This is a genomic window from candidate division WOR-3 bacterium (genome assembly GCA_039801905.1).
Classification (GTDB): Bacteria; Hydrothermota; Tepidihabitantia; order Tepidihabitantales; family JBDRVQ01; genus JBDRVQ01.
The window spans coordinates 1-5,961 of sequence record JBDRVQ010000057.1 but is presented as its reverse complement, the minus strand read 5'-3'; the positions used below and the strand labels follow the sequence as shown (position 1 = coordinate 5,961).

The window sequence follows — 5,961 nt, the reverse complement described above, 5'->3', positions numbered from 1 at the left end:
TACCCTTTATGATGTGGTGGTGCAGGGAAATTATGCTTATATTGGTGACCAAAAGGGATTCCGGGTTGTTGATATCACAACCCAGCCACCAACTAATGTTGGCTATCTTCAATATGATAACCCCTGCTGGCAGATTGCGGTCTCTGGTTCCTATGCCTATGTGATTAAAGACTGGGCATTTTTTGCCATTATTGATTTATCAGACCCGACAAATCCAACCGAAATGAGTTCTCTGCCAATTTATGATATTTGGGACTGTAAAGTTCAAGGGAATTATGCCTTTGTCTTTGGTGAAGATGGTTTTTATGTGATTGATATCTCTGACCCACAAAACCCTTCTCTTGTTACCCAGTTGGCAGATGTCTATGGTCTAACGATGGAGATAGAAGGTGATTATGCTTACTTAGCAGCAGACAACGAGGTATTCATCATTAATATTTATAATCCAGAAAACCCTATTTTAGTCTGCCATCTTGAAACTGATGGTGAGATTACGGAAGAAGGTGATGGACTCTCTGTTCAGAATCGGATGATTTACCTCACGGGTGAGAATTTTCTCTTTATCTATGATGCTAATGATTTCGGACCACCGGTCGTTGGTGGTTGCGGAAATTGGGATGGAATTGGGGTTGATATTCAGGGAGATTATGCTTATGCGGTAAGTAGTTGGCCAGCCGAATTTCATATTATTGATATTACCGACCCAGCAAATCCTGAGGAGATTAGTTCTCTTACTTTAAATTATTATCCTCAGGATGTTGTTGTCTCTGATAGGTATGCCTATGTCGCGGATGCTTATATAGGTTTAAGGATAATTGACTTTTTTGACCCAAATAATCCTCATGATCCTTATATTTGTGGCGAATGCCCGGCAAATTGGGCAATGGGTGTTGCTTTCTCTTTCCCTTATGTCTATGTTGCGGATTGGAATTTCGGTCTACGGATAATAGATGTCTCTGACCCATCCTCTCCTAATGAAGTTGGTTCTTATGAAGGGATTTCTGCCAATAAGGTCTTTGTTCAGAATGACCTCGCCTATGTTGGCTGCGATGAGGGTCTTTATATTATCAACATCTCTAACCCGTCTAATCCCGGGTTCGTTGGCTCATTCACTGATTGGCATATTTGGGATGTCTATGTCTCAGGGGATTATGCCTATGTTGTTGGCTATGATGAATTTTGGAAAAGGGCTTTTGGTATTATTGATGTTTCTAATCCAGAAAGTCCAAGTCTTTTGGCTCGGCTGCGGGAAGGTGGTAATGCAATATTTGTCCTTGGGAACTATGCGTATATTGCCAGTGGGGATGGCTTAAAGATTATTAATATTGCCGACCCACATAATCCTTACCGGATTGGCATTGCCAATGTAGAAGCGAGAGATGTTCGGGTGAGGGTTGGTCCGGTTAAAACCTATGGCTATGTTGTTGGTGATGGCTTTAAGGTGATTGACCTAACCGACCCAACTGGTGGTGTCTTTTTAGCCGGAGAATACGAATTTGAAGAAGGAGAAGAAGGAAATGAAATCCGAGATGTTTTTGTCTCAGGAACATATGCCTATGTCGCCTCTGATTCCGGTCTTCAGGTGATAAGAATTGTTCCCAGGAATAATCCCCAGAGTGTTGGAAAATATATTCTCAGCGGAGCGCGTGCTCTGGATGTGAGAAACAGTTATGCCTATGTCCTTGCTTGGGATTCTTTATATATCATTGACATCTCAAATCCCCAAATTCCCCAAAGGAGAAGCACCTACCCCGGATATTTCTGGAATGTTAAAGTCTCCGATAATTATGCTTATCTTATGTGGAATTTCCTTCAGATTTTGGATATTAGTAATCCGAACTCTCCTGCACCAAGAGGTTTCTTTTATCCAGATGATGGGTATTTATTTGACGATATCGTTATCTCCGGTTCTTATGCTTATATCTCTGGTTATAATTCTTCAACCGGTTCTTCCGGCTTCTATATAATTAATGTCTTGGACCCTAATGCACCATCTCTTGTGCGCTTTGTTTCCACAGGAGATTTCTATCCGCATAGTCTTTCGGTTTTTGGCAATCGCCTTTACCTTATTGGAAGTATTTACCCAAACGCTTTCCTTAAAATCTATGATATAACCAATCCGGAAAACCCCGACTTCTTGGGGCAATATCAGGAAGAGAATTTTTGGTACACAGAAGTTTCCGTCACCCGTGGTGGTTTGCCGATCAAGGAGTATGCCTTTATTGTAGCCGATGAAAAAGGTCTCAGAGTGATTGATGTGTCAAATCCGGCAAATCCTACCCTTTTTGGCTACTATAAACCAGCATGTGATGATTATATGGCGGTCCATGCCTTAGGTTCTTATGGTTATATCGGAAGCGCCTGGGGTTTCTCAATTATTGAAGCCTCTTTACCCGGCTATGCCAATTGGGAGAAGATGCCTGAGGTTAGTGGGCAATTGAGCAATAAGAAGGTGAAAGGTGGTGGTGGTATTACGGCTTTGGGTGAAAATGTCTATCTCATCTTGGGGAATAATACCAAAGACTTTATGCGCTATAATATCAATAGTAATTCCTGGTCGGTTGCCTGTTCTCTACCGAGCGGGGAGCGGAATAAGAAGGTGAAGAAAGGCGCCTATATCGTTGACGATGAAGAATATGTCTATGTCTTTAAGGGTGGTGGCACAAATGAGTTCTATAAATATGATCCTTCTTCTAATTCCTGGTCTCCTCTCAATGAGCCCGGTTTCACCAAGGGGATGAAAGGCGGATTTGCCTGTTATGTGAACTACGGTGGCAATTATATCTATGCCGGAAGTGGCGCCAGCAATAACGAATGGAAGAGATTTAATCTTGAGACTGGTAATTGGGAGAATGCGCTTCCCCAAAACTTACCTTGTGAGAAGGCAAAGGTTGGTAGTGGTCTCACTTATGCTGATGGGGGAAAGATTTATTTCCTCCAAGGCGGTGGTAAGAAGAATTACTTCTGGTTCTGCGACCTGAGTGCGGAATCTCCAACTTGGGTGACACTTGAATCCCTTCCTTTAGTGGCGGTAAATAAGAAGAAAAAGGTGAAGGAGGGTGGTTGTATTGAATGGTTCAATGGCAGGGTCTATGCGGTGAAAGGCGGTAATACCAAAGAGTTCTGGGCTTACAATCCGAATAATAATTCTTGGCAATATCTTGGTGATATTACAGAGGCGACAAAAGGGATAAAATGCGGCCGGTCATTAACCAGTTCGGAATACGCTTCTGGTCTTTTCTGCCTTATCGGTAATAATACCAATGAGTTCTTCTATTATCCGGCATCCGGTATCTTAGTTAAAGAGTTAACTTCAGCGGCAATGGAAAATGTTTCAGAGAAAAAGATCGGAATTTCGGTAGTACCCAATCCGACCAAGGGCTTAACCAAGGTTTATTATCATTTACCGAAAAAAGAGGTTGCTACTCTCAAAATCTATAATACCTTAGGAAGTTTGGTTTATTCCTCGAAGAGTGATAAAGGTGAGTTTGAGATTAAGAAACTACCAGCGGGAATTTATCTCTTACGGTTTGAGTTCGCCTCCGTCGGATACAAAGAAGAGAAGAAATTAATCGTTGTGAAGTAGCCCAATTTCTCTAAAGAGGAGACGCCCCCGGAAATTTCGGGGGCGTTTTTTATTTTAGTGAGGAATTCCCCTTGCTGACAACTTATTATTTAGAGGTGTTAAGCAAGTCCAATTAAGTGATGACCCCGAGGGATTAAGGGTAGTAAATTACTTACTCTTGCTAATTGATATATTTTAATTAAAATAGGTTATGAAGATAATAAGAAGTAAGGAAGGAGAAGTTTTTGATATTGAATTGGAGGAGGGTCTTTTAAGGGAAAATCGGAAGATAGCGGAAGAGAACCGAAAAGTTCTTGATGAGCATAATATCCTGGCGATTGATGTGATGGGTTCGGTTGGTTCCGGTAAGACAACCCTCATTGCTCAAATGGTAAAAAGATTAAGGAAAAAATATCGGATCGCGGCAATTGCCGGCGACTTGACGACAACGATTGATGCCGATAGTTTATCAAAAGCCGGGGCAAAGGTTATTCAGGTTAATACCGGAAAGGAATGTCATCTGGATGCCAATCTGATTAAGAAGGCATTAAAGGAATTGCCCTTAAAAAGTCTTGACCTCATCTTCATTGAGAATGTGGGAAATTTAATCTGTCCCGCAGAATTTCCCTTGGGAAGTCAAAAAAGGATTGTGGTTGTCTCTTTTAGCGAGGGTCCCTATATTATTTTGAAACATCCCTATATCTTTCTTGATGCGGATTTGGTTGTGGTCAATAAGAAGGATTTGGCAAAGAAGATGGGTGTTTCTTTTAGTAAATTGAAAAAAGAGATTCTAACTCTAAAACCGAAGATAGAGGTCATTCCCACGATGGCGAAGAAAGGGGAAGGGATTTCGGAGGTGATTGCCGGTTTGGGTTTAAAAAGATAGTGCACGAATTTGCCACCGCCCAATCAATAATCAAGACGATTAAAAAGGTAATAGAAAAAGAAGATGTAAAAAGAATCTACCGGATAAAATTGGCAGTTGGCGAATTGACCTTTCTGAATGGTGAACAGTTAAAGTTCTGGATTGAGGAAGGGTTAAAAGGAACGGTGGGCGAAAAGGCAGAGATTTTAGTTAAGGAAGTTCCTGCTCAATTAAGATGTCAAAATTGTGGTTATGAAGGTCCAATTCCCTTAAAAGAGGAACCTTCTTTCCATTTTGTTCTTCCTGTTTTTGCCTGCCCGAAGTGCGAAGGGGTAAAGATTGAAATCATTAGAGGAAGAGATTGTGAGATTGAAGCCTTAGAGGTTGATTAGAAGCCGGCGGGCGGATTCGAACCGCCGACCTGCGGTTTACGAAACCGCTGCTCTACCCCTGAGCCACGCCGGCACCTTTAATATAATAATAAAGACGGGATAAAAGTCAAAAATTTATTTACTTGACAACGATTAACTTCTTCTCTTCTTTGTATCCACCGGAGGCGGATTCAAACCGTAAGAGATAAATTCCTGCTGGTAGTTTCTTTATTGTAAATTTACCTTTATCGCTCTTTGCCGAATAAACTAAATTTCCTAAGGTGTTATAAATCTTTAAGACCGCAACTTCTCTCTTCGGCAGATTGTAGTAGACCTTGGTTAAGCACTTGGTCGGATTGGAGTTAATTTGGATAAAAGTCCTATGAGTTAACTCCTGAGTTCCGATATTCGGTGAAGGAAGGACCAAAGTTAAATCTTCACTGGTATATTTCCAAATGGAAGTGGTATTATTTCCCTTTAAGGCATAGATTGTGCCATCAACCCAAGTACAGAGTCCACCACCACCCTTCACATATTTCTTATCCGGGAGTTTGGGGATTGTCTCTAAGCCTGCCCACTTAGTCGTTGGGTCAAATGACCAGAACTCTTTGGTATTGTTTCCCTTGAAGGCACAAATCTTGCCACTCTTTAAGGTCATTGCCGCACCTTCGCCAACCTTCTTCTTCTTATTCCACATTGGATGAGTGAAAAGCATAGAAGAATCTTTTTCCCAGGTATGAGCCAAGATGTCATACTTATAGAACTCATTATACTTACCCCTTAATGCATAGAGGGTATTATCATCATAGGCGATTAAACAAGAGCCATCGCCATAACCTTTGCCTTTATAAGTGCCTTCTGGTGCTTTTGGTAGAGTCTCAATCCAGGTGTTATTGGCGCAGTCAAAGGCATAGAACTCATTGGTCTTTGAACCCTTTAAGAGATAAACAAAACCATTGAGATAAGCCATACCCGTGCCACCTTTCAGATTTTTGCCGGCACCAATCGGCACCAAAGGCAAGGAATCCCAAAATTTATTCTGAGTGTCATAACGCCAAAACTCTCTGGTATTTGAACCCTTTGTAATGTAGAGGAATCGCTCGCCATCCGAAGTTATCGCCCCTCCTTTCTTCACCTTTTTTCCAAAACCAAAAGGAACC

Annotated in this window: 4 protein-coding genes and 1 tRNA gene; 3 read left to right on the top strand and 2 right to left on the bottom strand. The window is 41.5% G+C overall.

All coding sequences use genetic code 11. The features are described from left to right. The 3 genes from ABIL00_08055 to hypA form a co-directional block, all read left to right on the top strand. Positions 1 to 3,586 (top strand): T9SS type A sorting domain-containing protein (locus tag ABIL00_08055; protein MEO0110709.1); only part of this gene is annotated, 3,586 nt, incomplete at its 5' end. A gap of 190 nt (positions 3,587 to 3,776) precedes the next feature. Continuing rightward, the gene (gene hypB, locus ABIL00_08050) at positions 3,777 to 4,451 is read left to right on the top strand and encodes a hydrogenase nickel incorporation protein HypB (GenBank protein MEO0110708.1); all 675 of its coding nucleotides are present in this window, start codon (positions 3,777 to 3,779) and stop codon (positions 4,449 to 4,451) included. Next, positions 4,451 to 4,822: a hydrogenase maturation nickel metallochaperone HypA gene (gene hypA, locus ABIL00_08045; GenBank protein ID MEO0110707.1), complete on the top strand. Its 372-nt coding sequence runs from the start codon at positions 4,451 to 4,453 to the stop codon at positions 4,820 to 4,822. Before hypB ends, hypA begins: the two co-directional genes overlap by 1 nt. A 1-nt stretch (position 4,823) precedes the next feature. Here hypA and ABIL00_08040 read toward each other — a convergent pair. Next, positions 4,824 to 4,895, bottom strand: a tRNA-Thr gene (locus ABIL00_08040). A 45-nt stretch (positions 4,896 to 4,940) separates the two neighbouring features. Next, the coding region (locus ABIL00_08035; GenBank protein ID MEO0110706.1) for a T9SS type A sorting domain-containing protein at positions 4,941 to 5,961 on the bottom strand (1,021 nt) is incomplete at its 5' end.

Excerpts from the sequence above, each read along its gene's own strand:
- hypB (MEO0110708.1), top strand. The coding sequence starts at position 3,777 with ATGAAGATAATAAGAAGTAAGGAAGGAGAAGTTTTTGATATTGAATTG.